The following is a 23,262-nucleotide window of genomic DNA, read 5'->3' as shown; positions in this document are numbered from 1 at the left end:
GCGGGCTACTTGCTCCCGGACTTGTACTTGTCGTACGCCTGCTGCTGGATCTCCAGGTACCGGGTCATGCCGGTGCTGTCGAGACCCTTCACGTAGGCGTCCCAGTCGGTGTCGATGTTCTTCGACCCGGTGATGAAGGCCAACTGGTTCTGGTTCACGTAGGTGCTGAGGTTGGTCTGCAGGGTCGCGGTCTCACCGCTCAGGCTGGGGTCCGGCCAGACCGAGGTCTGCGGGAACCACTGCGCCTTGTCCTCGTGACCCTCGTACTGCTTGGTCGCCTCGAACAACCGCCGCTCCAGGCCGGCACCGGTGTAGATGTCCTTCGGAACCACCTGCGCGTTCCGGTAGGCCAGAGTGTTGTTGTACTGCCCCAGCGCGCCCCAGCTGATGTTCTTCGGAGCGTTCTGGACCGGGTTGTACAGCGGCTTGGTGCTCGCGTCGAGCGCGATCTCACCGGTCTTCGGCTTGTTCCAGCCGACACCCTCCGGACCCATGTTGGAAATCATCTGGCCCTCGTCGGTGAAGATGTAGTCGAGCATCTTGACCGCGGCGACCTGCGCCTCCTTGCTGGCCTTGTTGGTCAGCATGAAGGTGTAGCCGGTCGAGGTCGGGTGGTTGTAACCCGTGTAACTCTTGCCCTCAGGACCGGTCAGCGGCGGCACCGAGTCGTACTGCTTGTCCCGGCCGTCCTTGGAGTCGAGCTGGACGAAGATGCCCGGCCACAGCACCGGCACGGATCCGAGCACGACCGCCTTCGGGTTGTTGCCCTGGGCCTGCAACGCCTGCGCGTTCTGGGTGAACGCGGCCTGGTCGATCAGGCCTTCCTTGTAGAGGGAGGCGATGTACTTCAGGCCTTCCTTCCACTGCGGGCTGCTGACCGGGGTCACGACCTTGTCGCCGTTCAGGGTGAGCAGCGAGCGCTGACCGTTGTTGGCGCCGACCGGGTCGTACGCGAACGCGTTCATCAGGTACGCGATCAGGCTGCTGTCCTGGACGTCGGTGGTCATCGGGATCTCGTCGGCCTTGCCGTTGCCGTTCGGGTCCTGGGTCTTGAACGCCTGCAGCACCTTGCGCAGGTCCTCGGTCGTCTTCGGCGGCTGCAGATTGAGCTTCTTCAGCCAGGTGCTGTTGATCCACAGCTTGTCCGGGTAGGTGCAGTGGAAGCAGTCCGCCCACTGCGGCAGCGCGTAGATGTGACCGTCCGGCGCGGTCGACATCTCCTTGTACTCCTTGTTGGAGTCCAGCACCTTCTGGATGTTCGGCGCGTTCTCCTTGATCAGGTCCTCGAGCGGGACCGCGACACCCTGCTGACCGAGCTTCAGTACCTCGGCCTGGGTGAACGCGTCCACCCACGGGATCAGGAAGAACAGATCCGGGTAGTCGCCACTGGCCAGCGAGATCTGGCGCTTCTCCTTGGCAGGACCCGCGTCGTACGTCGTGGTCTGCCACCGGAACTGGATCTTGAACTTGTCGCTCATGATCTTGGTGACCTGGTTGGTGTCCAGGTTGGTGCTGGAGTCGGACGGGGTGAACGTGTCGATGACGACCTTGCCGTCGGCCGAGGTCTCGTTCGCCACACCCTTGTCCTTGTCCGAGCTGCACGCCGCCAGGGCGAGCAGACCGGCCGCGGCCAGCGCAACGACCTTGCTCACGGATGAGCGCATTGCTGTGTTCCCTTCTGAAGTGGGCCCATTCAGCCCTGAATGGACCCGTTAGCCCTTCACCGCGCCGACCATCACGCCCTTGGTGAAGTGGCGGGCGACGAACGGGTAGATGATCAGTACGGGCAGGCTCGAGATGACGATGAGCGCGTACTTGAGAACGTTGGCCAACTGCTGCTGTTCGAGCTGCTGGGCCAAGCTGGTGGTCGTGGTCGAACCGGTCATCGTGTTCAGGATGAGCACGTTCCGCAGCACGATCTGGAGCGGATACAGGCCCGGGTCCTTGAGGTAGACCAGAGCGTCGAAGTAGCTGTTCCACTGGAAGATCGCGTACATCAGCGCGATCACCGCGATCACCGGTTTGGACAGCGGCAGCACGATCGACCAGAGGAACCGCAGATCACTGGCCCCGTCGATGGTGGCCGCCTCGTACAGCTCGTCCGGGATCGTGCTCCGGAAGAACGTGCGCGCGATGATCACCTGCCAGACCCCGATCGCGCTCGGGATCACCATCGCCCACCGGGTGTTCAGCATGCCCAGGTCCTGCACCACCAGGTACGTCGGAATCAGGCCGCCGGAGAACAGCATGGTGAAGATCAGCAGACTCATGATCACGTTGCGGCCGAAGAACGTCCGGCGCGACAACGGGTAGGCGATCGCGATGGTCAGCGTGACGCTGATCAGGGTGCCGCCGATCGCGTAGATGAAGGAGTTCAGGTAGCCCTTCATGATCAGCGGATCGCTGAAGGCCTCTTTGTACGCACGGATGCTGGGCTCGACCGGCCAGAGCAGGACCCGGCCGGCACTCACCGCGGACGCGCTGCTGAACGAGTTCGCGACGATGTAGATCAACGGCACCGCGACGATGATCAGCGCGATCCAGAGCATGATCTTCACGCCGATCAGGAAGATCCGGTCGGTCCTGGTCTCCTCGATCGCGGTGCGCTCCGACCGCCCGGACGCCGTACGCCGGAATCCCTGCAACGTAACGCTCATGACCAAAGTCCGTTCCCTGTGATGCGCTTGGCGACGAAGTTCACGCCGAGCAGGAGGAAGAGGTTGACCACCGAGTTGAACAGCCCGATCGCGGTGGCCATGCTGAAGTCGGCGTTCAGCAGTCCGGTCTTGTAGACGTAGGTGGCGATGATCTCGGACTGCGCGGTGTTCAGCGGGTTCTGCAGCAGGAACGCCTTCTCGAACCCGATCGACATGATGTTGCCGACGCCGAGCACGAGGATGATCACCGCGGTCGGCATGATCCCGGGCAGGTCGACGTGCCGGATCCGCTGCAGCCGGCTGGCCCCGTCGATCCGGGCCGACTCGTGCAGCGCCGGGTCGATGCCCGAGAGCGCGGCCAGATAGATGACAGCGGAGTAGCCGGTGGTCTGCCAGACGTCGGACCACACATAGATGTGCCGGAAGTAGTCCGGCTTGCCCAGGAAGTCGATCGACGGTACGCCGAACAGGCCGATCGCGTCGTTGACGAATCCGAGCCGCGGCGACAGCACCAGGATCGTCATCGAGACGACGACCACCGTGGAGATGAAGTACGGCGCGTAGGTGACCAGCTGGACGGTCTTCTTGAACCGGCCGTTGCGGATCTCGTTCAGCGCGATCGCCAGGATGATCGGGATCGGGAAGCTCGCGAGCACGGTGTAGGCGGCCAGGAAGAAGGTGTTCTTCACCAGCGTCCAGAACACCGGGTTCTGGAAGAACAGCTCGAAGTTCTTGAAGCCGACCCAGTCGCTGCCCCACGGGCCCTTGATCGGGCTGTAGTTCTTGAACGCGATCACGCCGTTCGCGATCGGGATGTACTTGAAGATCACGAAGTAGGCCAGCGGCACGACGATCAGCAGATAGAGCTGCCAGTGCCGGCGCAGGCTGCGGCGGGCCGCGGTCCGCCGGCTCGGGCGAGGCGGCGGGGTGCGTTTCACCGCCTCGGTCCTGGCCGGTGCCGCCGGCGCCGGTTTCACCTCGAAGGTTGCGCTCACTCCGCATCCTTTCCGTCACGCGCTGGAGTGGAACCGATATCCGATAGGATCTCGGGTTTCGCTATCCCGGAGAATGACACAGAACATCCGGCAGCGGAAGACTTCTGCACCGGGTCGATACCGGACCTTGACCGATGCGCTCAGATCGCTTGCCCACAAGGGTTTTCCCGGGTTGCTGAGAGCAACGACTATCGGCGAACGCCGAATGATCCACTGGCATCGCCAGTGGATCCGGGCAGACAACGGTCCCGGCAGAAGTCGCTCTGAGCCAATGACTTCGGTCCGGACCAGAATTTGTTTCTCCTGTGAACTATGTCGAAGTCAACCCGCCGTAACCCGCCTATGTCAAGACCTGGCCACAGTTGCGATAGTGCGGGTATGGAGCTGGTGGTGCGGGGTGGGCTGGTCGAGGTTGGTGGGGCCGTGGTGGGAGCGGCCCGGATGCGGTGGTGGGACGAGGCGGACGGGACTCGGCTGTACCTGCTGACCGGATCGGTGGAGCCGGCGTGGCAGGGGAAGGGGATCGGGCGAGAGCTGCTGGCCTGGCAGGAGGATCGCGCCCGGGAGCATGCGGCGGCTGACGCGGGGATCGGTACGCCGATGTTCGGTGGGAATCCGGAGTCGGAGCGGCAGTTGGCGTTGCTCGAGGCGGCCGGGTATCGGGTCGCCTTCACCAGGGTCCGGATGACGATGCCACTCAGTGCGCCCACAGAAGTCGCGTTGCCGGCCGGGGTCGAGCTGCGGCCGGCGTCGGCGGCCGATCCTCGGGCGGTGTTCGAGGCGAACGCCGAGGTGTTCGGCGGGAGCTCGCTCGGGTACATCCAGGACACCTTCGAGGAGTTCGAGGCCGATGTGGCCGAGGATTTCCCGGAGTACGCGCTGTGGACGCTGGCCTGGGACGGCGATCGCCTCGCCGGATGGGTAATCAGCGGCGTCGACGACACGCCCTGGGTCGGAGTCCGCCCCGACTGGCGCCGACGCGGCTTCGCCTCCGCACTCCTGCGCGCCAACCACGCCGGCCTCTGGGCGTACGGCGTACGCACGGCGTCCCTGTGGACAATCCTGGAGAACCCAACCGGCAGCGTCGCCCTCTACGAAAGCCTCGGCTACCGCATCGCGGACCGGCAGCCGAGGTATCGCAAACCGTTCTAGTCGACGATCGAGCCGCAGCTGAGGTTGAGGACGGCGCCGGTCATCGGGCCGGCGTGGTCGGAGGCGGCGAAGGCGGCTGTCCGCGCGACCTCAGCCTTCCGCGGGAGCCGCCCGAGCGCGGTGCGCTCGAGCAGGTGGTCGAGGCCGTCCTCCGGGATGTCCCACTCCGGGTGTGTGTCCGGGGTGAAGTTCGGCCGCAGCGCCACCACGCGTACGCCGTACTTGCCGACCTCGCCGGCCATGGACCGGGTCAGGCACTCGATCGACGCGCACGCCAGGCTGAACCCGCCCATCTCGAACCCGGACTCCCGCGCGGCCGACGAGGACAGCAGGATGATCACGCCGGAGCGCTGCGCGATCATCCGGCGGGCGACCGCCGTCGACGTGACGAAGTTGGTCCGGGCCGCGTCCTGGACCGGGCGGACGAAGTCCTCGACGTCCATGTCGACCAGCGGGATGTCCTGCTTCACGCGGATGCTGACGCCGTTGAAGACGACGTCGATCGGGCCTTCGATCGACGCCACGTGATCGTTCACCGCCTGGACGTCGTACGCGTCCAGCACCGTGACCGAACCGACCGCCGCACCGATGTCCGCGGCGACCTTCTCCAGGTTGGCGAGGGTGCGGCCGGCCAGGTGGACGGTGGCTCCTTCGGCAGCGAACGCCCGCGCGACCGCGCCACCCATCGCACCGCCGGCGCCGTACACGATCGCGACCTTGTTCTCGAGCAGCATGGCTCTTCCTTCCGGTAGGACTGACTGTCTACCGGGGGACGAAGCCGACGTGTCGTTCTCGACATCTCCGACACAAGAAAAACCTGACCCGACCATCACGGGGGAACGGCCGGGCCAGGCATTACTGATGGTACTCCTCAACACCACTCTGAGGCGGGAAATTGAGCGGCGGACTCGCCGCCGGTGACCTACTCTGAGCCCCATGCAACGTAGCTCCTGAAAGCGCACCACCGCCGCTGTTCCGGGCCACTGCCGGTAGGCCGCCGTAGTGCGTCACGTCAAGCGTTTGACCTACTCGGGTCACGCTTCGTCATGCCCGCACACGCTTTCGGGAGCTACCCGCGATGTCTCACCCTGTCTTCCGGTCCGCCGACCCCGTTCGGACCTACTACGCCTACAACGCCGCCTGGGCGTTCTTCGGCGCGCTGACCTCCACGCTCAGCATGGTGTACTACGTCCGCGAAGCCGGACTGGACCCACTCCAGATGGTCCTGGTCGGGACCACGCTGGAACTGGCCTGCTTCCTCTTCGAGATCCCGACCGGCATCGTCGCCGACCTGTACAGCCGACGGCTGTCGATCATCATCGGGGTCGCGCTGATCGGCGCCGGCTACGTGCTCCAAGGCCTGGTGCCGGCCTTCCTCGCGATCCTCGCCGCCCAGGTGCTCTGGGGCCTCGGCTACACCTTCACCTCCGGCGCCGACCAGGCCTGGATCACCGACGAGATCGGCACCGACCGGGTCGGCTCGGTCATGGTCCGCAGCCAGCAGGTGAGCCTGGCCGCCACGATCGCCGGCATCGTCTCCGCGGGAGCGCTCGGCCTGATCAGCCTGCCGCTCCCCCTCGTCCTGTCCGGCGCCGGAATGATCCTGGTCGCGCTGGTCCTGGCGGCGTTCATGCGCGAGGCCAACTTCCACCGCACCCCGGCCGCGGAGCGGGAGACCTTCCGGGAGATGGCCGACACCTTCAAGCACGGTCTTTCGGTCGCGCGGCGGCGTCCCGTCGTCCGGACACTGGTCCTGATCAGCCTCATCTCCGGCCTGTCGAGCGAGGCGTTCGACCGGCTGTGGTCGGTGAAGATCCTGGACTTCAGCTTCCCGACGGTCTTCGGTACGTCGGACCCGGCGTTCTGGTTCGCCGTGCTCGCGCTGGTCGGGACACTGCTGTCACTCATCAGTTCGCTGGGGTTGAACAAGCTGTCTCCCGAGCGGGTCGGTGCCTCGCATCCGAACGGCGTACTCGCGCTGCTCAGCCTCCTGCAGGTGGTCGGCGTGATCTCGTTCGCGCTGCTCGACCACCTCTGGCTGGCGCTGGCCGCGATGTGGCTGCGGACGATCGCCGACACCCTCGCCTGGCCGATCGAGTCGGCCTGGCTGAACCGCCACGTCGACTCCCGGTCGCGGGCGACGGTGATCTCGATGGTGTCCCAGGCGAATGCGATCGGTCAGGTCGCCGGTGGCCCGCCGCTCGGTGCGCTGGCGGGCCGGTCCGGCCTGCGGACCGCACTGGTCACCTCCGGGCTGATCCTGACACCGATCCCGGCCCTCTACCTGCGCCTGCGCGAGGTACGCCGTACCGACGCGGACAAGCAGGTGGATCCGGTCTGATCAGTCGTCGATCCGGACCTTCACCTCGACCCGGCGCCGGTCGTACGACGACTTGATCAGGCTGGCGACTGTGGTCACGAACAGGGTGCCCGCGATGAAGCCGAGCGAGGTCAGGATGCCGATGTGCGGCAGGTGGATCGCGCCGATGTCGTCGATGTGCGAGCCGTGCAGCGCCTCGACGATCAGCTTCACGCCGATGAAGGCGAGGATCACCGACAGGCCGACGTTCAGGTAGATGATCCGCTCCAGCAGACCACCGATCAGGAAGTACAGCTGGCGCAGGCCCATCAGCGCGAACGCGTTGGCGGTCAGCACGATGTAGGCGTCCTGGGTGAGCCCGAAGATCGCCGGGATCGAGTCGAGCGCGAAGATCACGTTCGCCATCCCGATCGCGGAGATCACGATCACCAGCGGCGTCAGCATCCGCCGGCCGTCGACGCGGGTGGTCAGGTTGGAGCCGTCGTAGTCGTGCGACAGCGGCAGGATCCGCCGCAGCCCGCGCAGTATGGCGTTCTCCTGGAAGTCGGCCTCGTCGTTCTCACCCTCCAGCGCCAGCCGGATCGCGGTGTAGACCAGGAACGCGCCGAAGATGTAGAACACCCAGCTGGCCGCGGAGATCGCGGCCGCGCCGGCCAGGATGAAGATCGCCCGCAGCAGCATCGAGACCACGATGCCGATGTAGAGCACCTTGTCCTGGGCCAGGCTCGGTACGGCGAACCGGGCCATGATGATGACGAAGACGAACAGGTTGTCGACACTCAGGCTGTACTCGGTGATGTAGCCCGCCACGAACTCGCCGCCGGTCTGGCCCGGACTGAACACGAACAGGCCGACCGCGAACAGCGCGGCCAGGCCGACGTAGAACAGCACCCACCGGGTCGCGTCCTTGATCGTCACCGTGTGATTGCGACGCGCGATCACGATCAGGTCGAAGGCGACGATCGCCAGCAACCCGATGATGGTGAAGACCCAGACAGCAGGGGACATGACAGAGACCATGACTAACCTCCGGACGACGGCACACAGCTTGGTCCGGAGGTCTCTTCCGCCCGGAACTCCGGGCCGGCAGCACCGGTTCGGCCGCCCAGGCCTCCCGTGATGACGACGCTGCCGCTTCGGGCGCACAGGGGGCGGCGCCCGAGAGGAATACTCCCCTCCACAAACGCACCAATCCTATCCGGTACCGATGCATCGCACCGTGCACCAGGTCACAACCAGCGCGTTCGCCAGGATCGTATACCGCATACAGACTCCAGCGCCAGGGGTTGAAGCATTCGACTCCGATCGAATACCTACCCCGGGTTCCGGGCAAAAAGTTTCCGTTTCGACCTGAGCTCTGGGAGATTCCGCCTGGGCAGAGTACAAAGTTTCTGTAGGTCTTACCGCCCCTAGACCTGGAGGAATCTGTCATGGCCGGACTCAACGGCGAAGTCTCATGGTTCTGTTGCGGCAACGCATGGGGACCCTGCGCGAGCACCGGACGAGGTGCTTGCGGAACCTGCCACTCGGGCAACTTCCAGCACGCGTGGCCGAACGCCTCGGACGCCTGTTTCGCGATCACCCACCCCGACACCTGCGGAGTCACCGGGATGTCCCGGCGGACCTGCGGGTTCCGCCACTCCACGACCAACCTGTGCAACGGATCCCGGGTGGTCACGTCGATCGCGGACTGCGGTCCGCAGACCGACCTGTTCTGCGGTGAGCGTGCCTGCTGCGGCGGCACGTGCGCCTCCAACCGGATCGTCGACCTGACTCCGGCCGCGTTCTCCGCGATCGCGAGCCTGAGCGCCGGCCTGATCCCCTGCACGATCGACGTCGGCTGAGAGGTGAGTGAGATGACCACAACGATGGACCGCAGGTCCCTGCTCACCCGCGCCGCACTCGGCGCCACCGGCCTGGTCGCCGCCAGCGCCATGGGCTCGCTCGCCCCCGAGACCGCGTTCGCCGCGGCCACGCAGTACCCCGAACCCGGACAGCCGGACCCGAACTTCGCCGAAGGCCTGATCATCGGCCGGAACCAGGATCTCCTGCAGGTACAGGGATCCGACGGCCGGCTGCACCGGATCCAGCTGACCGGAGTCACCAGTGTCTGGAAGCTCCGGCCCACCACGCTCGACCAGGTCCGGGTCGGCGACGGCCTGTACGCCCGCGGCGTACTGATGCCGGACGGCACCCTGGCTGCCGAGTCGGTCTGGGTGAACATCGTCAACCTGACCGTCAGCATCACCTCGATCGGGCGGTCCGCGCTGCAACTCGAGCACCACGGCCAGAAGGTCGTGGGACATCTGCAGCCCGGGCTCACCGCGGCCGTCTACAACGGCACGCCCGCGGTGTCGGACCTGTCGATGCTCAAGGTCGGCCGGCATGCCCAGGTGATCGGTGCCTGGCGACCGGGCACCAACGAGATCGACATCGCGACCGTCTACGCCTCGAATTGACCGGGAGGCCGTGATGTTCGCACATCAGGTGGCGGCTGCCCAGCCGCTGCTCATCGGACTGCTCCTGCTCTGGTCGTCGTACGGGAAAGTCGCCGGCCGGGACAGCGCGGAGCAAGCACGACGGACCGCCTTGCCCCGGCTGGTCGGCGAGACGCGCGCGGCACCGGCGTACCGCGCGGTCGGTGCGATCGAAGCCGTGATCGCGTTGGCCTTGTTGTTGCCGCCGGCATGGATTGTCGAGACGGTGGCGGCTGTGGCGCTGGCGGCAGGGTTCACCGGGTACTTGATCTACGCCAAGATCGTCGTTCCGGATGCGTCCTGTGGTTGCATCGGTGCGTCGGCCAGACCCGTTGGCCGGCGGGCGATCGGGCGCGCGGTGTTGCTGCTGGCAACGGCTTTGGCGGCGACGACTGCAGGTGACGGGTGGTGGTCGGTCGGCTCCGTCGCGGTTGTGGCGGTGCTGGTGCTGGAGGCTGCCGTGTTCGTCATGCTGTCGGCCGAACTGGATCGGTACTGGCTGCTTCCGCTCCGTCGGCTGCGGGTGGAGATCACGCATCCACTCGCCGGCACCGCGACCAACGACGTACCGCTCGCCGCTACTCAGCGACGGCTGTTGCTCAGTCCGGCGTACCGCGCGGTCAACGGGCTGCTGCGATCCGACATCCACGACTACTGGGACGACGAGGACTGGCGGTTCGTCAGCTACACCGCCAGGTACGACGGCCGCCCGGCGACCGCCGTCTTCGCCGTACCGCATCACGACAACACACCGGAAGCGGTCCGGGTCGCCGTCGTCGACGAGACATCGGGTCAGACGCTGTACCGACCGACCCTGCTCACCACCGCCTAGAAGATCACCCTCGAGCCCCCGCGGGGACGGCGGCACCCCAACCACCATCGACAACGACATCATCCGCTTGGTGTTCCCTGACAACGCTCAGTTGTGACGGTACTGTCACAGCAGCTAGGCTGTGACAGTACCGTCACACAAGAGAGGCGCTGAGATGGCGATCGGGCAGATGGACGACCTCGGTGCGGCCGTTCGGGCCGAGCGACGGCGGCGGCAGCTGTCGCAGGCTGCCCTCGCGGCGCAGGCCGGAGTCTCGCGCGAGTGGCTCAGCCGCTTGGAGAACGGAGCCCCTCGGCTGGAAGCGGACAAGGTCATCAGGGTCCTGCAGATCCTTGGTTTCAGCCTCCTCGCGCAGGACGAGCAGCCGACCCAGTCGGACATCGCGAAGGCGCAGAAGGTCGCCTGGACGATGGCCCTGGAGGCTCAGCCGCTGACGAATGACGCCTTCCAGCGCGTGCTGCGCAAGATCGTCGCGCATCGGATCGGTCGCTCCGCAGCGTGACGGAGGTCGGCGGCTCGGAGGACGGCCAGACGCCGGTCGACGCCGACGATGCTCAGCACCTGACCGAGGAGTTCTCGTGGATCCGAACCCGGGACGAGCTGAACGAGGCCGAGGCGTCGAACATCGCCGACGGGCTGCTCTGGCTCGGCGATCAGGACTTCGAGCCGAGGGATCTGCTCAACCACACCTTCCTTCGTGAGACTCACCGCCGGATGTTCGGTGATGTGTGGACCTGGGCGGGACGGCTTCGTCAGCGCGACACCACCATCGGCCTACCACCGGCGCGCATTCAGGAGGAGTTGCAGGTCCTGCTTGGCGATGCCGGATTCTGGATCGAACAGGGAACCTTCGGTTCTTCGGAGACCTGCGTTCGATTTCACCATCGGCTTGTGTTCATCCATCCGTTCGTGAACGGCAACGGCCGGCATGCCCGACTCGTCGCGAGCACACTCGCGGATTCCCTGGGCCTCGGTCCGGACCATCTCACCTGGGGCGCACGCAGCGGCCTCCCGGCGAGCGAGGCCCGCCGCCACTATCTCGATGCTCTGCGTGCTGCGGACGGTGGAGACTACGCAGCTCTCCTCGCAAACGCTGTCAGCTGAAGGTTGTGCGGCCGAAGTTGGCGTAGGTGGGGGTTTGGTGAGTGAGGGCTTGGAGGGCGAGGGTCAGGCGGCGGGTCATGGAGGGGCGGAGGTTGGGGGTGGCTTCGGGGAGGGTGAGGAAGTGGTGGGTGCGGACCTCGGTGGGGTCCGGGGTGAGGGCGGACAGGTGGTGGTCGTCGAGGGTGCCGCCGTCGAAGACGAAGGCGAGTGCATCGGTCCAGACGCCGAGGACCGGGACCCAGTCGACGACGAGGAGACGGCCGATCTCCAGGTCCAGGCCGATCTCCTCCTTGACCTCGCGACAGCAGGCGTCGTACGGCGATTCGTCGTACTCGGCGATGCCGCCGGGGATGTCGAGGGTCGGTTTGTAGGTCGGTTCGAGGAAGAGGATGCGGCCGGCCCCGTCGCGGATCAGCGCGCCACCGGCCACAGTTTTCCGCGGCAGCCGTGCCGCGATGCCGGGGTTGAACTCCTTCTCCGGTTCACCTTCGGCGGCCAGGTCGTCCTGTCGGTTCACGGGTCTAGTGTCCTGTACAGACTGCAGCAGGAGGAGGACACATGCTCAGGGGACGTTCGCCGAAGGGCCACTGGTTCGGGACCGTGATCGACGCGCCGGATCCACAGGCGCTCGGGTTGTTCTACCACGCGGTGCTCGGCTGGGAGATCCACAAGAACGAGCCGAACGAGTTCACCCTGGCCGTGCCGGGGAACTCCGAGACCTACCTGGCCTTCCAGTCCCAGACGTCGGCCGAGTGGGTCCGCCCGACCTGGCCGGCCGAGGACGGCAAACAGCACATGATGATGCACCTCGACATCGAGGTCGGCGATCTCGAGGAGGCCGTCGCGCATGCCCTGGAGCTCGGTGCCACCCTGGCCGAATTCCAGCCGCAGAAGGACGTGCGCGTCCTGCTCGACCCGGCCGGCCATCCGTTCTGTCTCTACGCCGACGGCTGACCGAGCTCGCGGGTCATCCAGATCAGGTCGCCGCGTTCCGGGTCCTCGGTGACCCGGTCGCTGCGGTGGAAACCGAGCTTCTCGAGCACCCGGAACGACGGCCCGTTCCACTCCCGCACGGTGGCCCACAACCGCCGCCGCCCGGTGGCTTCGGCCGCCTCGACGACCGCTCGACCCGCCTCGGTGGCGTAGCCGTGACCGTGCGCCCGCCGGGCCAGCTCGTAGGCGATCTCGGGCTCGTCGAACGACCCCTCCCCCACCGTCAGCCCGCAGTACCCGACGAACTCGCCGGTGTCGCGCCGCTCGATCGGCAGCAACCCCAGCCCGGGCTCGGTGCCCAGCGGGTTCGCCACCAGCCAGTCGCGCATCTCCTCGACCGTCGGCCGTCCGTCGGCGTCGATCCGGTGTGCCGCTCGAGGATCGCGCTCGGTCCACAGTCCGCGGTGCTCCTCGGCGTCCGACGGCTTCCACCGCCGCAGTCGCAGGCGCTCGGTCAGCAGTTCGGCCGGGAAGTCGCTGTACGTCGTCATGCGGCGAGCTGTCCTTTGACATAGGCGAGCTTGTCGGGATTCAGGACGGCGCGGATGGTGCTGATCCGGTCGTCGCGGATCTCCGGGACAAGTATGACGGTGAGCTCGCCGGACTCGTGGACCAGGATCGCGGGCTCGCCGTTGATCTCGCGCACGGCAACGGTCGCGGCCAGCGCCCGCCGGGTCTTCCCAAGGCCGGTCAGGTAATGAGCGGCGTCGACGCGGCCGAAGATCGGATGGCGGGCAGCGGTTGCCTTCCCGCCGCCGTCGGCCCACACCGACGCGTCCTCGGTCAGGATCTGCTCCAGCCCGGCCACGTCGCCCTCGACGGTTGCGGCCAGGAAGCGCTCCACCAGCTTCACCCCGTCCGCGGGACTCGCGGAGAACCGGCGCCGCGCATCGCCGACCCGGGCCAGCGCGCGGTGGTACAGCTGCCGGGCGTTGGCCTCGTCGATCCCGAGCACCTCGCCGATGTCGCGATGCGCGTAGTCGAATGCCTCCCGCAGGACGAACACGGCCCGCTCCGGCGGCGTCAGCTTCTCCAGCAGCACCAGGAAGCCCATGGTCATGGTGTCCCGGCGTTCCGCCAGCTCCAGCGGGTCATTGCCCGTGGCAACAGGTTCCGGCAGCCACGGGCCGACGTACCGCTCCCGCCGGGCCCGGGCCGACGTCAGCCGGTTGATGCACAGATTGGTGACGACCGTGGTCAGCCAGGCGGCCGGCGTACTGACACCCTCGGCCGACCGCCAGCGCAGGTACGCGTCCTGTACGACGTCCTCGGCCTCACTCGCCTCACCGATGATCCGGTAGGCGATGCCGAACAACCGGGGTCGCTGGGCCTCGAACTCGGCCAGGTCATCCATGAGCCCGATTGTGCCGGTCGGCATCAGTTCTCCGGGAAGGGGATGAGCTGCCGCCGCTCACCGTCCCGTACGGCGAGCTCGTGCCGCCACACCTCATTGTCGACAAAAGTATTGTCGAACCTCTCCGCCGTCGCGAGCACCTCGGCCGGTTCCGCCTGACCGCGCCGGATCCGGTCGCCCAGCCGGAAGTAGTCGAACCGGTTGTTCCCGGGCGCCTTGACGATCAGCACGTCCGCTCCGACCTCCAGCGGCGTACCCCAGGCGTGCGGCATCAGTGGCGGGACGAGCAGGTAGTCGCCCTTCTCCACGTGACGATCCGGTCGCCGGCCAGGATCCGCAGCGCGCCGTCGAGCAGGTAGAACATCTCCGGCGACTCCTGGTGGAAGTGCGGCGGCGGACCGTCCACGCCGGCTCCGAGCGTGGTGCGGACGACGTTCATGATGCCGTCGGTGTGCTCGGCGTCGGCGATCAGCCAGGTCATGTTCGGCGGATCGCCGAGCCGCTCGGCCTCCGCGCCGCGCATCAGGACAGCCTTCTGCTGTGGCATGTCTTCCTCCTCGTAGACGATGCCGACCTGACCGGACAGCCCGCGGAGTTCGTGACGGTCCGTGGACGTGACCGTCGTCACGTCACATTCGGGCCGCCTCGAGGTGTCAGGAGTCATGTCGAGAGGAGTGCGCACATGTCACCGCACATCGTCGTACTGGGAGCCGGGTACTCCGGGATGATCGCGGCCAAGCTGGCTGCTCGCCGTACCGGTGCGCCGGTCACGCTGGTCAACGCCCGCGACACCTTCGTCGAGCGGGTCCGGATGCATCAACTGGCGTCCGGCCAGGAGCTGCCGGAGCGCCCGATCAAGGAGCTGCTTGAAGGCACCGGGGTCGACTTCGTCGCCGATCGCGTCATCCACATCGACGCGGACCGGCGGACCGTCGTACTGACCGGGCAGGAGCTGCGGTACGACGTACTGATCTACGCGCTGGGGAGTCGTACCGACCTGAGTTCGGTGCCTGGGGCACGTGAGTACGCCTACACCGTGGCGGATGTCGACAATGCGAGGCTGCTGCGCGAGCGGTTGGAGAAGGAGGGGTCCGTCGCGGTCGTGGGCGGTGGGCTGACCGGCATCGAGGTCGCGACCGAGATCGCCGAGACCTACCCGGGTCGGGAGGTGCGGCTGGTGACGAGCAGCGAGCTCGGCGCCGGGCTGTCGGATCGCGGGCGACGCCATCTGCACAAGACCTTCCAGCGTCTCGGGATCTCGCGCGTCGAAGGTGTGCGGGTGACGTCGGTCGATGGTTCGGGCCTGCCCCTGGACGGCGACGATCGGCTCGAGGCCGATGTGGTGGTGTGGACGACCGGGTTCGAGGTGTCGAGGCTGGCTGCGGAGGCGGGGTTCGCAGTCGACTCACGGGGCCGGATGATCGTGGACGGGACGTTGCGGTCGGTGTCGCATCCGGACGTCTACGCGGTCGGCGACGCGGCCGCCGTACGACGGACCACCGGCCAGGAACTGCGGATGGCCTGCGCAACCGGGATCCCCGCTGCTGCGCATGCGGTCCGCGCCCTGACCGATCGTCTGGCCGGGCGCGAGCCGCGGGATCTGCACTTCCGCTACTTCAACCAATGCATCAGCTTGGGTCGCCACGACGCACTGATCCAGTTCGTCCGCGCAGACGACTCCCCGCTCGAGGCGGTCCTCACCGGGCGGACTGCCGCGAAGTACAAAGAAACAATTGTCCGAGGCGCCTACCTGACTCAACGCCACCCAGCCCTCGCCGCCTTGACCTGAACGTCGGTCAGGTGCGTTTGCCGGCGCGGAGGATCTGGTTGAGGGACTCCACGGGAGGTGGGGGGACGGGGAGGGGTGGGTGGTTCGCGGGGCGGAGGGCATCGAGGAGGAGGGCCAGGTAGCGGCGCCACAGGTCGGGGTCGATGGCGCGACTCATCTCGAACGCCGGTCCGAGCAGGGCGAAGATCGCGGCGATGTCCTGGACCGCGACGTCGGGGCGGATCGCGCCGGCGCGGTACGCACGGTTGAAGAGTTCGGTGACGGCGGCAACGATCTCGGGCCAGATGCGGGCCTGGACCTCGTCATCGCCTTGTCCGGTGAGGGTCTCGTACAGTCCCCGGTCGGCGGCCTGCCGGGCGCCCGTGCGCTCGAAGAACTGCACGAGCGCATCCCATGGGTCCTCGATCTCGAGCGCCTCCCGTGCGTCGACCGCGATCTGTTCGGTGGCTTCCCGCAGTACCTCGGCGGCGATCGCGCGCTTGTTCGGGAAGTTCCGGTACGCCGTCCCGGTGCCGAGGCCCGCGTGCCGGGCGATGTCGTCGAGCGTGGCGCCGAACCCGTGCTCGGCGAACACCTCCCGCGCGGCATCCACCAGCCGCTCACGGTTCCGCACGGAGTCTCGCCGGGCGCTCCTCGGGGTGGCGTCATTCATGCGGCAACCCCGGCGGCCACGTCGGGTACGACGCCGTGCGCGATCAGGCTCCGGGCACACTCCACGACCGTCTGGGCCGCGGGGCGGGCCTTCCAACCGAGCACACGCTCAGCCTTGGCCGTGCTGTGCCGGTTGCGGCGTCCGAGCGAGATCGTGATCGCCCGCAGCGATGGGTCGGCAATCGCGGCAAGCCGCACCATGAAGTTCGGGAGCCGGCGGGTGGGCACCTTCGCTGCCTGCGGGCCGAGCGCGTCCTTGAGCGCCGCCGCGATCTCGCGCATCCAGACGAACTCGCCGGTGCCGAGGAACCGCTGACCCGCCGCCTCCGGCGTCACCATCGCGCGGAGGTGCAGCTCCACCAGGTCGCGAACGTCCACGACCTCCAGACCGATCTTCGGCGTACCCGGCATCTTGCCCGTCAGCATCCGCTGGATGATCTGCGTCGTACCGACGGTGTCCGCCGTCAGGATCGGCCCGAACACCGCACCAGGGAGCACGGTCGTCAGCTCGGTCGGGCCGTCGTACCCCTCCATGAAGTCCCAGACCGCCTTCTCCGCAAGGGTTTTCGAACGCCGGTACGCCGGCAGCGACGGCGAGTCGACGGTCCACAGCGTCTCGTCCGTGACGCCCTCGTCGGTGTACGACGCCGGACTCGCGGCGTTCGCGGCCGAGGTCATCACCACGCGCTTCACCCCCGCCCGGGTCGCGGCCCGCAACACCCGCAACGCCCCATCGCGCGCCGGCACGATCAGCGCATCCGGATCCTTCGAACCCTCGTCCCCGAGCGGCGAGGCGACATGCAGCACATAGTCGACACCCCGCATCGCCGCATCCCACCCGTCATCGCGCATCAGATCCGCAACCGCGAATCCCACCCGCTCCCCCACCACATCCCGGACCGACTGCTCCTTGCTCGCGGCACGAACCGTCGTCCGTACGTCGTACCCGGCGTCGAGCAGCGCGACGATCGCCCATCCCCCGACGTACCCCGTCCCACCGGTCACGAGCACCGTCTCAGCCATCTCCACCCTCCAGCTCCCTTAACGGAGATCCCGTCTCCGGTTCTACCGTACCACGAACCGGAGACGACCTCTCCGCTTACCCAGGAGCCGAAAGCGGAATCGATCAGTTTTGAAGAAGCTCGGGGGCGGGCCGGTTCCTAGCATGGGGAGTGTTCTCAGCGGATCTCGTAGACAGGAACTCCTATGAACGGCACGCAGAAGCGGACGGCGAAGAAGGCCACGGCCACGCAGGGGAAGTCGTACGACGGGTTCACCGACGAGGAGCGGGGCGCGATGAAGGAGCGCGCGAAGGAGTTGAAGGCGGCCTCGGGTGGCGCGGTGGACGACGCGGAGGCGGCCTTGCTGGAGAAGATCGCCGAGATGCCGGAGGCGGAGCGTGCGATGGTCGAGCGGATCCACGCCATCGTCAAGGAGAATGCGCCCGAGCTCAAGCCGAAGCTCTGGTACGGGATGCCCGGGTGGGCCAAGGACGGCAAGGTCGTCTGCTTCTTCCAGAACGCGGGCAAGTTCAAGTCGCGGTACAGCACGTTCGGCTTCAACGACTCGGCGAACCTCGACGACGGCGAGATGTGGCCGACCGCCTTCGCGTTGACGAAGCTGACCGCTGCCGGCGAGAAGCAGATCACCGCCCTCGTGAAGAAGGCCGCGAGCTGATCCCTAGGGCTCGGGCGGCGGGGCGAGAATCGTGATGCCGTGCCGGGCGGCTGTCTCGGCCAGCGCAGCCAGATCCGGCGGTACGGCGGGTGCCGGCGGCAACGTGAGCGTGTGAGCGGGCACTCCAACCTCGGCTGCGAACTGCTCGAACCCGCCAGGCATGTGCAATGTGATGAACCGTGCTGTCGGGGACATCACGACGTACGCGTGGCTGATCCGCCGCGGCAGCACCGCTACGGTGCCGGGTCCGGCGGCGTGTTCCTCTTCGCCGGCGAAGACGCGCAGGTCGCCGTCGAGGACGAAGATGGTCTCGTCCTCATGGTCGTGGAAATGGACCGGGCTGCCGTTGCCGCGCCGGGCGAGGTTCTCGGTCAGAGAGAAGACCCCACCGGTCTGTTCGCCACTGACGCGCACCTGCGACAGGACGCCAAGGAACCAGAGGGCCGTCTGGGTGTCCTGACTGGAGATCACACCTCCTGGCTGGGTCATGACTGGGGATCCTTTCGGGCATCGCGGGGATCACCAGCCAACCGTGCCGCATCGATGTTGTCCAAGGCCGATCTGTTCTTGATTGATAACGTCAGTGCATGGATGTGGACGCGCGGTTGTGGCGGTCCTTCGCCGCGGTGGCCGACGAACTGCACTACGGCCGGGCCGCCGAGCGCTTGCACATCACGCAGCCCGCACTCTCGCGGCAGATCCGCGACCTCGAACGGATTCTGGGCGTCAGGCTGTTCGACCGGACCAGCCGACGGGTGGTCCTCAGCCCAGCCGGGCAGGCCGTGCTCGGGCAGGCACGGCGCGCGCTGACCGAGTCCGACCGCGCAGTTCGGCTGGCCCGACTCGCCGCCGAGGGTGACTGGGGTGAGCTCGCCATCTCGGCGCTTCCGGCGGTCACGCTGGTGCTGTTGCCCGCGATCATCCGCTCGTACCGTGACGCCCACCCTGCGATCGAGGTCCGGATCAGCGAGAGCTTCGACGACGAGCAGTTGGCGGCGCTGACGGCCGGGCGGATCGACGCCGGGTTCCTGCGGGCGGCGGCGGCTCCGCCGGGCATCCAACTGGAGACGTTGCTGACCGAGCCGGTCCTGGCTGGGCTGCCTGCCGATCACCGGCTCGCCCGACGCGATCGGATCGACTTGTCCGAACTCGCTGACGAGCCCTTCGTGTTCTTCCCGCGTCACCGCTCGGTGCTCGCGTACGACGAGTTCATCGCATCCTGCCGAGGTGCCGGCTTCAGCCCTTCCATCGTGCAGGAGGCGAGCGGCATCTCCGCATTGGGGCTGGTCGCGGCCGGACTCGGGGTGACCATCGTGGCGGCGTCGTACCAGGCGGTGTCGCTGGAGGGCGTCCGGTTCGTACCAGTCGTCGGGCACGAGCTCACGCTCCAACTCGCCTGGGCCGCCGACAACGCGAACACCGCCCTTCCCAACTTCCTGGAGACGACCAGACAGATTGTCGGTCCTCGCCCTCATGATGGGCTTGATCATGATCGTGCCCCAACTTGACGTGAGGAGGAGACGTGGCAGTTATCGCGCTCCGGATGATCGAGGACTCAGATCTCGACCGACTCTTCGACCAGATGCGAGACCCTGAATCGGTCCGGATGGCTGCGTTCACGGCGAAGGACCCGGACGACAGGGCGGCGTTCGACGCGCACATGGCCAAGGTGAGGTCCTCGACGACCAACACCACACGCGCGATCACCTGCGACGGCCAGTTCGTCGGCACCACCGCTGCCTTCGTCATGGACGGCGAGACCGAGGTCACCTACTGGATCGACCGGGCAGTCTGGGGCCAGGGCATCGCGACCCGGGCACTGGAACTGCTCCTGGACCTGGTCCCCACCCGGCCTCTGTACGCCCGCGCGGCCAGCGACAACGCAGGCTCGCTGCGGGTTCTCCGGAAAGCAGGCTTCAAGGCCATCGGCACCGACAACGGCTTCGCACCCGCCAGAAACACCACCATCGAAGAGACCATCCTCCGCAAGGACTAGTTCTCCTCGGTCAGCAGTTGGCGCGCCCGGCACCTCTTTGTTTCCGTTGATCCCACATCTTTGTTTCCGTTGATCCCACATCGCGAGGCGACCGGCCGCCCATGGCAAGATCGGGCGGGTGCAGATCGGGATGCTGGGATCATTCGAGGTTCGTTCGGACGACGGGGTCGTCGCCGACGTGCCGGGCGCCCGGTTGCGCGGGCTGTTGATCGCCCTCGCGCTCAGCCCGGGGCAGGTGGTTCCGAAGGCGACGCTCGTCGACTGGATCTGGGGTGAGCAGCCGCCCGCCGAAGCGGCGAATGCCTTGCAGCGCTTGGTCTCCCGGCTCCGGAAGGCTTTGCCGGACGCGTCGGTGGAGGGGCAGACCGACGGCTACCGGCTGATGGTGGAGCCCGACGCCGTCGACGCCATCCGGTTCGAACGGCTCCTCAACCGGGCCCGCAACGACCAGCCGGCTCAGATAGGACTATTGCGGGAGGCCCTCGCCTTGTGGCGCGGCGCGGCCCTGCAGGACGTCGGTTTGCAGGACAGTACGGCGTACGACGCGGCAGTCACGCGGCTCGAAGGGCTGCGCCTGACCGCCCTCGAGGATCGCTTCGACGCGGAGATCAGCCTCGGCAACGGCACGGAGATGGTCACCGAACTGACCGACCTGGTTGCCGCGCACCCGGTCAGGGAGCGGCTCGTCGGTGCGCTGATGCGGGCCCTCGCCGCGGCCGGCCGCAATGCCGACGCGCTCCTCCTGTACGAGAGCACGAGAGAAGCCCTGGCGGACGAGCTGGGCGTCGACCCCTCCCCCGAGCTGTCCGCCGTACACGTCGCGCTGCTGCGGGGCGAGTTGGGACGGCGGGAGGACACCCGGACCACGAATCTGCGCGCCGAGCTGACCAGCTTCATCGGCAAGGACGCCGACGTCGCCACGGTGCGCGATCTCGTCGCCGGCCATCGGCTCACCACCTTGGTCGGGCCGGGCGGCGCGGGGAAGACCAGACTCGCGGCCGAAACCGCGCGCACGCTGGTCGGTGACCTCGCCGACGGCGTGTGGTTCGTGGAACTGGCGCCCATCGGCGCGGACGGCGACGTGGCGCAGGCGACGCTCGCAGCGCTCAGCCTGCGGGATGGGCTGCTCACCGATGCGCCGGACACGGAGCCGACGGATCGGGTCATCACCGCGTTGCGCGAGCGCGAGGTGCTGCTGGTCCTGGACAACTGCGAGCACGTGATCGAGTCGGCCGCGACGTTCGCGCATCGAGTGCTCGGGGAGTGCCGGCGGCTGCGGATCCTCGCGACGAGCAGGGAGCCGCTCGGCATCACCGGTGAGGCGCTGTGGCACGTCGTACCGCTGGCCCTGCCTACAAGTGACGCGGACCTGGACGCGATCGAGGCTTCTCCGGCCGTCCAACTGCTGCGCGACCGGGCGGCCGCCGTACGCACGGATTTCGCGGTGGATGCCCACACGCTGTCGACCATGGCGCGGGTCTGCCGCGCGCTGGACGGGATGCCGTTGGCAATCGAACTGGCCGCGGCCAGGCTCCGCACCATGTCCCTCGATCAGCTCGCCGACCGGCTCGACGACGTCTTCCGCTTGTTGACCGGCGGCAGCCGTACTGCGCTGCCGCGGCAACGGACGCTCCGCGCGGTGATCGACTGGAGCTGGGAACTGCTGTCCGACGCCGAACGGACGGTCCTCCGCAGGCTCTCGGTGTTCTACGGTGGTGCGAGCCTGGAGGCGGCCGAGCGAGTCTGCGCCGGCGATGCGGTCGAGGCGGGTGAGGTGCTCGAGCTGCTGACAGCCCTGACCGAGAAGTCGCTGCTGGTCGCGGACACCAACAAGGCGCCGCGGTACCGGATGCTCGGCACCATCAAGGAGTACGCCGCGCAGCGGCTTGCGGAGGCGGGCGAATCGGAGCTGGCGCGTCATGCGCACCTCGCCTACTTCACCGAACTCGCGGAGACCGCGGAGCCGCATCTTCGCCGCGCTGAGCAGCTGGAGTGGCTTGCCACACTCGCGGCCGAGCACGACAACATCAGTGCCGCGATGCGTGCCGCGGTGGCGGCCGGCGAGGCGCAGGGGGCGATGCGGCTGGCCGCGTCCGCCGGTTGGTACTGGTGGCTCGCCGGGCACAAGACCGAGGGCAACGAACTGATCATGGCGGCCATCGAGACGCCCGGCGAGGTGACCGACGAGATCCGTGCCATGGTGTACGGCCTGGTCGTTCAGTTCCTGACCTCCGGGCCGGGCGACGAGCACCAGGTCGCGGAGTGGATCCACAAGGCCTACCGATACAGCCGGCAGAGTAAGGATCCTCATCCGGTGCTCGGGTTGATCGCGCCGCTGGAGAGGATGCTGGAGGCTCCGGACCAGATCCTGCCCGCGTGGGAATCGCTGCTCAGCCACGAGGATCCCTGGGGACGCGCGATGGCCCGGCTGCAGCTGGGCAAGATGAGGATCATGCTCGGGCGCGACGGGCGGGATGCGGACAAGGATCTCGAGCTGGCGCTCACCGAGTTCCGGGCGGTCGGCGAACGGTTCGGGATCTCGTTCGCCCTGGCCGAGCTGGCGGACCGCTTCGCCACGCGCGGCGAGTTCGCCGCCGCGTGCGAGTACCTCGAACAGGCGGTCGGGGTCGTCACCGAGTTCGGTGCTGTCGACGATGTCATTCGGCTGCGCGCGCGACAGGCTCAGCTGTACTGGCTGCTCGGCGACGAGGAGTCCAGTGAGGTCGCAATGGCGGACGCGCAACGCTACGCGGACCGGATCCCCTGGCCCGGTGCGCTGGCCGTGCTGGCTCTCGCGAAGGCGGAACTGGCCGGCTGGCGCGGAGATGCCGAGGAGGCACGCCGGCAACTCGAGGTCGCGACGACCGTTCTGGGAGACGAAGCGGATCAGGCGAACATCCGCGCGGTCGTCGAGAGTCAGCTCGGCGACTTCGCCGACGATCTCGAGCAAGCCCGCGGACACCGAGCCGCCGCCTTCCGGGCGGCGTCCGAGGCCGGTCACGCACCCTCGCTCGCGCACGCCATCGTCGGGGTCGCGGATCTGGCGATGCGCCGCGAACAGTACGAGCAGGCAGCGCGGCTGCTCGCGGCGAGCAACGGCGTACGCGGTCTGCCGGATCTTTCCAACCCGGCCGCGGTCAGGATCGAGCACGACGTACGACGTCACCTCGGCGACGCACGGTTCGCCGAGGTGACGCAGGAAGGTACGGAGTCGAACTGGTCTGAGCTGGTCGAGGTCACACTCGCCTCGTGAGGGTGCGGCATG

The 23,262-nt window shown here is 67.5% G+C and carries 26 protein-coding genes; 13 read left to right on the top strand and 13 right to left on the bottom strand.

Annotation, left to right across the window (positions count from 1 at the left end; genetic code table 11):
• Nucleotides 1-5: 5 nt before the first annotated feature.
• From ACGFH6_RS31810 to ACGFH6_RS31800, 3 genes are read right to left on the bottom strand one after another with little or no spacing between them, the layout of a single operon-like run.
• A complete protein-coding gene (locus ACGFH6_RS31810) occupies nt 6-1,664 on the bottom strand; it encodes an ABC transporter substrate-binding protein (RefSeq protein WP_393391299.1) in 1,659 nt (552 codons plus the stop codon).
• A gap of 48 nt (nt 1,665-1,712) precedes the next feature.
• Nucleotides 1,713-2,657: a carbohydrate ABC transporter permease gene (locus tag ACGFH6_RS31805; protein ID WP_393391297.1), complete on the bottom strand. Its 945-nt coding sequence runs from the start codon at nt 2,655-2,657 to the stop codon at nt 1,713-1,715.
• Entirely contained in the window at nt 2,654-3,652 is a 999-nt protein-coding gene (locus ACGFH6_RS31800) for an ABC transporter permease (protein WP_393391295.1), read from the bottom strand. The genes ACGFH6_RS31805 and ACGFH6_RS31800 overlap by 4 nt, the downstream gene beginning before the upstream one ends.
• Before the next feature lie 378 nt (nt 3,653-4,030).
• On the opposite strand from ACGFH6_RS31800, the gene ACGFH6_RS31795 reads away from it, so the two are divergent.
• Nucleotides 4,031-4,804 carry a GNAT family N-acetyltransferase gene (locus ACGFH6_RS31795; RefSeq protein WP_393391293.1) on the top strand — a complete coding sequence of 258 codons (774 nt, stop codon included), beginning with the start codon at nt 4,031-4,033 and terminating at the stop codon, nt 4,802-4,804.
• Here the strand turns inward: ACGFH6_RS31795 and ACGFH6_RS31790 are convergent.
• On the bottom strand, nt 4,801-5,538 hold the full coding sequence (locus tag ACGFH6_RS31790; RefSeq protein ID WP_393391291.1) for an SDR family NAD(P)-dependent oxidoreductase: 738 nt from the start codon (nt 5,536-5,538) through the stop codon (nt 4,801-4,803). The two genes, ACGFH6_RS31795 and ACGFH6_RS31790, sit on opposite strands and share 4 nt — an antisense overlap.
• Before the next feature lie 344 nt (nt 5,539-5,882).
• Here ACGFH6_RS31790 and ACGFH6_RS31785 point away from each other — a divergent pair, with 344 nt between their 5' ends.
• On the top strand, nt 5,883-7,145 hold the full coding sequence (locus tag ACGFH6_RS31785) for an MFS transporter (protein WP_393391289.1): 1,263 nt from the start codon (nt 5,883-5,885) through the stop codon (nt 7,143-7,145).
• On the opposite strand, the gene ACGFH6_RS31780 is transcribed toward ACGFH6_RS31785, so the two are convergent.
• Nucleotides 7,146-8,132 carry a TerC/Alx family metal homeostasis membrane protein gene (locus tag ACGFH6_RS31780; RefSeq protein ID WP_393391287.1) on the bottom strand — a complete coding sequence of 329 codons (987 nt, stop codon included), beginning with the start codon at nt 8,130-8,132 and terminating at the stop codon, nt 7,146-7,148. It abuts the gene before it with no gap.
• 602 nt (nt 8,133-8,734) lie between these two features.
• Here ACGFH6_RS31780 and ACGFH6_RS31775 point away from each other — a divergent pair.
• From ACGFH6_RS31775 to ACGFH6_RS31755, 5 genes are all read left to right on the top strand, one after another.
• Complete coding sequence (locus ACGFH6_RS31775; RefSeq protein WP_238162977.1) at nt 8,735-8,968, top strand: septal ring lytic transglycosylase RlpA family protein; 234 nt, start codon at nt 8,735-8,737, stop codon at nt 8,966-8,968.
• Between the two features lie 12 nt (nt 8,969-8,980).
• Entirely contained in the window at nt 8,981-9,583 is a 603-nt protein-coding gene (locus ACGFH6_RS31770; protein WP_393391285.1) for a cell wall protein, read from the top strand.
• 13 nt (nt 9,584-9,596) lie between these two features.
• Nucleotides 9,597-10,433, top strand: coding sequence for a MauE/DoxX family redox-associated membrane protein (locus ACGFH6_RS31765; protein ID WP_393391283.1), 837 nt, complete (start codon nt 9,597-9,599; stop codon nt 10,431-10,433).
• 154 nt (nt 10,434-10,587) lie between these two features.
• Entirely contained in the window at nt 10,588-10,935 is a 348-nt protein-coding gene (locus tag ACGFH6_RS31760; RefSeq protein WP_393391281.1) for a helix-turn-helix domain-containing protein, read from the top strand.
• Nucleotides 10,932-11,537, top strand: a complete 606-nt coding sequence (locus ACGFH6_RS31755; protein WP_393391279.1) for a mobile mystery protein B — start codon at nt 10,932-10,934, stop codon at nt 11,535-11,537. The genes ACGFH6_RS31760 and ACGFH6_RS31755 overlap by 4 nt, the downstream gene beginning before the upstream one ends.
• Here ACGFH6_RS31755 and ACGFH6_RS31750 read toward each other — a convergent pair.
• Nucleotides 11,530-12,054, bottom strand: coding sequence for an NUDIX domain-containing protein (locus ACGFH6_RS31750; protein WP_393391278.1), 525 nt, complete (start codon nt 12,052-12,054; stop codon nt 11,530-11,532). The genes ACGFH6_RS31755 and ACGFH6_RS31750 overlap by 8 nt on opposite strands.
• A gap of 41 nt (nt 12,055-12,095) precedes the next feature.
• On the opposite strand from ACGFH6_RS31750, the gene ACGFH6_RS31745 reads away from it, so the two are divergent.
• On the top strand, nt 12,096-12,491 hold the full coding sequence (locus ACGFH6_RS31745) for a VOC family protein (RefSeq protein WP_393391276.1): 396 nt from the start codon (nt 12,096-12,098) through the stop codon (nt 12,489-12,491).
• Here the strand turns inward: ACGFH6_RS31745 and ACGFH6_RS31740 are convergent.
• From ACGFH6_RS31740 to ACGFH6_RS31725, 4 genes are read right to left on the bottom strand one after another with little or no spacing between them, the layout of a single operon-like run.
• Nucleotides 12,476-13,021, bottom strand: a complete 546-nt coding sequence (locus ACGFH6_RS31740) for a GNAT family N-acetyltransferase (RefSeq protein ID WP_393391275.1) — start codon at nt 13,019-13,021, stop codon at nt 12,476-12,478. The two genes, ACGFH6_RS31745 and ACGFH6_RS31740, sit on opposite strands and share 16 nt — an antisense overlap.
• Nucleotides 13,018-13,884 carry an RNA polymerase sigma factor SigJ gene (gene sigJ, locus ACGFH6_RS31735; RefSeq protein WP_393391274.1) on the bottom strand — a complete coding sequence of 289 codons (867 nt, stop codon included), beginning with the start codon at nt 13,882-13,884 and terminating at the stop codon, nt 13,018-13,020. The genes ACGFH6_RS31740 and sigJ overlap by 4 nt, the downstream gene beginning before the upstream one ends.
• 23 nt (nt 13,885-13,907) lie before the next feature.
• The gene (locus ACGFH6_RS31730) at nt 13,908-14,192 is read right to left on the bottom strand and encodes a hypothetical protein (RefSeq protein ID WP_393391272.1); all 285 of its coding nucleotides are present in this window, start codon (nt 14,190-14,192) and stop codon (nt 13,908-13,910) included.
• Nucleotides 14,156-14,512: a hypothetical protein gene (locus ACGFH6_RS31725; RefSeq protein WP_393391270.1), complete on the bottom strand. Its 357-nt coding sequence runs from the start codon at nt 14,510-14,512 to the stop codon at nt 14,156-14,158. The genes ACGFH6_RS31730 and ACGFH6_RS31725 overlap by 37 nt, the downstream gene beginning before the upstream one ends.
• Before the next feature lie 54 nt (nt 14,513-14,566).
• Here ACGFH6_RS31725 and ACGFH6_RS31720 point away from each other — a divergent pair, with 54 nt between their 5' ends.
• A complete protein-coding gene (locus tag ACGFH6_RS31720) occupies nt 14,567-15,673 on the top strand; it encodes an NAD(P)/FAD-dependent oxidoreductase (RefSeq protein WP_393391269.1) in 1,107 nt (368 codons plus the stop codon).
• Between the two features lie 7 nt (nt 15,674-15,680).
• On the opposite strand, the gene ACGFH6_RS31715 is transcribed toward ACGFH6_RS31720, so the two are convergent.
• On the bottom strand, nt 15,681-16,325 hold the full coding sequence (locus tag ACGFH6_RS31715; RefSeq protein ID WP_393391267.1) for a TetR/AcrR family transcriptional regulator: 645 nt from the start codon (nt 16,323-16,325) through the stop codon (nt 15,681-15,683).
• Complete coding sequence (locus ACGFH6_RS31710; RefSeq protein WP_393391266.1) at nt 16,322-17,347, bottom strand: NAD-dependent epimerase/dehydratase family protein; 1,026 nt, start codon at nt 17,345-17,347, stop codon at nt 16,322-16,324. Before ACGFH6_RS31710 ends, ACGFH6_RS31715 begins: the two co-directional genes overlap by 4 nt.
• Nucleotides 17,348-17,530: 183 nt before the next feature.
• Between ACGFH6_RS31710 and ACGFH6_RS31705 the strand changes: the two genes are divergently transcribed.
• Entirely contained in the window at nt 17,531-18,001 is a 471-nt protein-coding gene (locus ACGFH6_RS31705; protein ID WP_393391265.1) for an iron chaperone, read from the top strand.
• Between the two features lie 3 nt (nt 18,002-18,004).
• Here the strand turns inward: ACGFH6_RS31705 and ACGFH6_RS31700 are convergent, their stop codons facing one another.
• Nucleotides 18,005-18,490, bottom strand: a complete 486-nt coding sequence (locus ACGFH6_RS31700; protein WP_393391263.1) for a cupin domain-containing protein — start codon at nt 18,488-18,490, stop codon at nt 18,005-18,007.
• Nucleotides 18,491-18,588: 98 nt separating this feature from the next.
• Between ACGFH6_RS31700 and ACGFH6_RS31695 the strand changes: the two genes are divergently transcribed.
• From ACGFH6_RS31695 to ACGFH6_RS31685, 3 genes are all read left to right on the top strand, one after another.
• Nucleotides 18,589-19,509, top strand: a complete 921-nt coding sequence (locus ACGFH6_RS31695) for a LysR substrate-binding domain-containing protein (protein WP_393391261.1) — start codon at nt 18,589-18,591, stop codon at nt 19,507-19,509.
• Between the two features lie 14 nt (nt 19,510-19,523).
• The gene (locus ACGFH6_RS31690; RefSeq protein WP_393391259.1) at nt 19,524-19,997 is read left to right on the top strand and encodes a GNAT family N-acetyltransferase; all 474 of its coding nucleotides are present in this window, start codon (nt 19,524-19,526) and stop codon (nt 19,995-19,997) included.
• 130 nt (nt 19,998-20,127) lie between these two features.
• On the top strand, nt 20,128-23,250 hold the full coding sequence (locus tag ACGFH6_RS31685) for a BTAD domain-containing putative transcriptional regulator (protein WP_393391257.1): 3,123 nt from the start codon (nt 20,128-20,130) through the stop codon (nt 23,248-23,250).
• Nucleotides 23,251-23,262: the final 12 nt, after the last annotated feature.

This window comes from Kribbella sp. NPDC049227, from assembly GCF_043197265.1.
Taxonomy (GTDB): Bacteria; Actinomycetota; Actinomycetes; order Propionibacteriales; family Kribbellaceae; genus Kribbella.
This window is presented reverse-complemented; position numbering and strand designations above follow the sequence as displayed.

Coding starts and splice junctions, on each gene's coding strand:
- ACGFH6_RS31810 (WP_393391299.1), bottom strand. CDS start 1,664: ATGCGCTCATCCGTGAGCAAGGTCGTTGCGCTGGCCGCGGCCGGTCTG.
- ACGFH6_RS31805 (WP_393391297.1), bottom strand. CDS start 2,657: ATGAGCGTTACGTTGCAGGGATTCCGGCGTACGGCGTCCGGGCGGTCG.
- ACGFH6_RS31795 (WP_393391293.1), top strand. CDS start 4,031: ATGGAGCTGGTGGTGCGGGGTGGGCTGGTCGAGGTTGGTGGGGCCGTG.
- ACGFH6_RS31790 (WP_393391291.1), bottom strand. CDS start 5,538: ATGCTGCTCGAGAACAAGGTCGCGATCGTGTACGGCGCCGGCGGTGCG.
- ACGFH6_RS31785 (WP_393391289.1), top strand. CDS start 5,883: ATGTCTCACCCTGTCTTCCGGTCCGCCGACCCCGTTCGGACCTACTAC.
- ACGFH6_RS31780 (WP_393391287.1), bottom strand. CDS start 8,132: ATGTCCCCTGCTGTCTGGGTCTTCACCATCATCGGGTTGCTGGCGATC.
- ACGFH6_RS31775 (WP_238162977.1), top strand. CDS start 8,735: ATGTCCCGGCGGACCTGCGGGTTCCGCCACTCCACGACCAACCTGTGC.
- ACGFH6_RS31770 (WP_393391285.1), top strand. CDS start 8,981: ATGACCACAACGATGGACCGCAGGTCCCTGCTCACCCGCGCCGCACTC.
- ACGFH6_RS31765 (WP_393391283.1), top strand. CDS start 9,597: ATGTTCGCACATCAGGTGGCGGCTGCCCAGCCGCTGCTCATCGGACTG.
- ACGFH6_RS31760 (WP_393391281.1), top strand. CDS start 10,588: ATGGCGATCGGGCAGATGGACGACCTCGGTGCGGCCGTTCGGGCCGAG.
- ACGFH6_RS31745 (WP_393391276.1), top strand. CDS start 12,096: ATGCTCAGGGGACGTTCGCCGAAGGGCCACTGGTTCGGGACCGTGATC.
- ACGFH6_RS31740 (WP_393391275.1), bottom strand. CDS start 13,021: ATGACGACGTACAGCGACTTCCCGGCCGAACTGCTGACCGAGCGCCTG.
- sigJ (WP_393391274.1), bottom strand. CDS start 13,884: ATGGATGACCTGGCCGAGTTCGAGGCCCAGCGACCCCGGTTGTTCGGC.
- ACGFH6_RS31720 (WP_393391269.1), top strand. CDS start 14,567: ATGTCACCGCACATCGTCGTACTGGGAGCCGGGTACTCCGGGATGATC.
- ACGFH6_RS31715 (WP_393391267.1), bottom strand. CDS start 16,325: ATGAATGACGCCACCCCGAGGAGCGCCCGGCGAGACTCCGTGCGGAAC.
- ACGFH6_RS31710 (WP_393391266.1), bottom strand. CDS start 17,347: ATGGCTGAGACGGTGCTCGTGACCGGTGGGACGGGGTACGTCGGGGGA.
- ACGFH6_RS31705 (WP_393391265.1), top strand. CDS start 17,531: ATGAACGGCACGCAGAAGCGGACGGCGAAGAAGGCCACGGCCACGCAG.
- ACGFH6_RS31700 (WP_393391263.1), bottom strand. CDS start 18,490: ATGACCCAGCCAGGAGGTGTGATCTCCAGTCAGGACACCCAGACGGCC.
- ACGFH6_RS31695 (WP_393391261.1), top strand. CDS start 18,589: ATGGATGTGGACGCGCGGTTGTGGCGGTCCTTCGCCGCGGTGGCCGAC.
- ACGFH6_RS31685 (WP_393391257.1), top strand. CDS start 20,128: ATGCTGGGATCATTCGAGGTTCGTTCGGACGACGGGGTCGTCGCCGAC.